Annotated in this window: 2 protein-coding genes; both read right to left on the reverse strand. The window is 64.5% G+C overall.

Translation table 11 applies throughout. From position 1 onward, the window contains the following. On the reverse strand, positions 1–689 hold a 689-nt coding region (locus VGH54_RS24685), incomplete at its 3' end, for a reverse transcriptase domain-containing protein (protein WP_414688792.1). A gap of 516 nt (positions 690–1,205) precedes the next feature. After that, complete coding sequence (locus VGH54_RS24690) at positions 1,206–1,745, reverse strand: DUF222 domain-containing protein (RefSeq protein WP_331514761.1); 540 nt, start codon at positions 1,743–1,745, stop codon at positions 1,206–1,208. Between the last annotated feature and the right edge of the window lie 108 nt (positions 1,746–1,853).

The following is a 1,853-nucleotide window of genomic DNA, read 5'->3' on the forward strand; positions in this document are numbered from 1 at the left end:
CCGGAATGGGTATCCCGGCTGGTTCCGTCCTCGCTGATGATCCCCGCATGCAGAAACGCGTTGACCAACTCCAGGACCCGCTTGTCTTTGACCCGTCGCCGCACCAACCCCATCAGGGCGGTGTGGTCGATCTCGTCGAAACATGCGGTGATGTCACCTTCGAAGACCCACTTGTAGCCATCGCTGGCGTGTTTGCGGATCTCCTCGATGGCGTCCTGAGCGCGGCGCTGCGGACGGAAACCGTAACTGGACGGGTGGAAGTCGACCTCGAAGATCGGTTCCAGGACCAGTTTCAGCGAAGCCTGAACGACCCGATCGGCCACGGTCGGTATCCCCAACCGGCGGGTTTTCCCACCAGCCTTGGGGATGTGCCGTTCCTTGACCGGGAGCGGACGAAACACCCGGGCCTTCAGATCGGCCCGGAGGTCCTCCAAAAACCCCACCACACCCCGCGCGGAGTCACCGATCGCACTCACCGTGCGCCGATCCACCCCCGCGCTGCGTGCTCCGGTGTTCCCCGAGACCCGTTCCCATGCGGTGACCAGGAACGCGGGCTCGGCCACGAGGTTGTACAGATCATCGAACCGGCGGCCGGGATCGGCCGCCGCCCAACGGTGCAGTTTCGTTTGCATTCCCAGTACCCGCCTCTCCGCCGTGAACGGCACGATCAGCAGTTCACCGACATTCACCGGTGACATTCCTTCTGGCATTACCCCAACTCTTTCTGCTCGACTTACTGTCGCCCTTCCCCAAGCGGACGGCTTTCCCGCCCTCGGAGTACTACGGCGACTCCGCCCCACCCCGCAGTCATCGGTGGGCAATGACACCTACCCGCCCCGCACCGCCGGCTGCGGCACAAGGACGGGAACGGCGGGATGGTTCCCATGTTCACGTGATTCCGGTCAACGGGTGAGGCACCCAGCTTTACCCCGACAGCCTCTGTGAGTACGCCACAGACTTTCCTCACAGACTGTCCGGGACCCAGGTTCCGGACGGGCGCTACGCCCTCCTGAAGGCTCACGCGCACTGCGACACCGACCCAGATCCGCCAGGTTTCGAGTCGGCTCCACATAACGAGGATTCAGACACTGGTTTCTCGCGTATACCTTCCCGTCTCGCTCACCGAGCCCGCACCATCTGGCAGTACTGACACGACTCGACTTTGTCAGGGCCGCTTGCCACCCGACCCGCTCATTCCCTGCGAATCAGGCTGCCCTCAGCTTCACCGAACCGCTGTGACGGCTCAGCGCCAGAGGTCTCGCACCTCCGATCGGACAATCACGCGCCTCATGGCGCACTAAAACAATGTGGTGTGGAATACAGCGCTGGGGTGGTGCGTCGCAGCCGGGGAAGGCGCATCCGCCGTCCCGGATGGCCAGCGCACACCGCTGGGCCGGGGTCGCGGAGCGCCGGGCACGGCCCACATCCAATGGTTGGCCATGCCCACCCAGGACGACCGGGATGATTTTCGCCTCGCACGCCAGCATCCGGGCCTGCGTCGCGGAGATGTCCCCGACGAGGTCGAGGCAGGCGGTCCCCAGGCCGGACATGAGTTGGTCGTAGGACAGGGTGACGACGATGTGGGTGGTGTCCCCGGCGAGGGTGGGCAGGTCGGGGTTGCCCATGCCGATCCGGACGAACTCACTGAACGCGTCACCGTAGCGTTCCCACTGCGACCGCTGATCCCGACCCTCCACGTCATTCGCGGGTTTCGGTTTCGCCAGCGGCTCCAACGCCGCCTTCAACCGGGCCTACGTTTCGTCGTCGAGAGTGCCTTTGATACCCAGCGTGCCGTCACGGTGATTGACGAACGCCAACTCCCGGCGCACCGGCTTCGGGTCTTTCGGTTTCGG

It is taken from the genome of Mycobacterium sp., from assembly GCF_036488105.1.
Taxonomy (GTDB): Bacteria; Actinomycetota; Actinomycetes; order Mycobacteriales; family Mycobacteriaceae; genus Mycobacterium.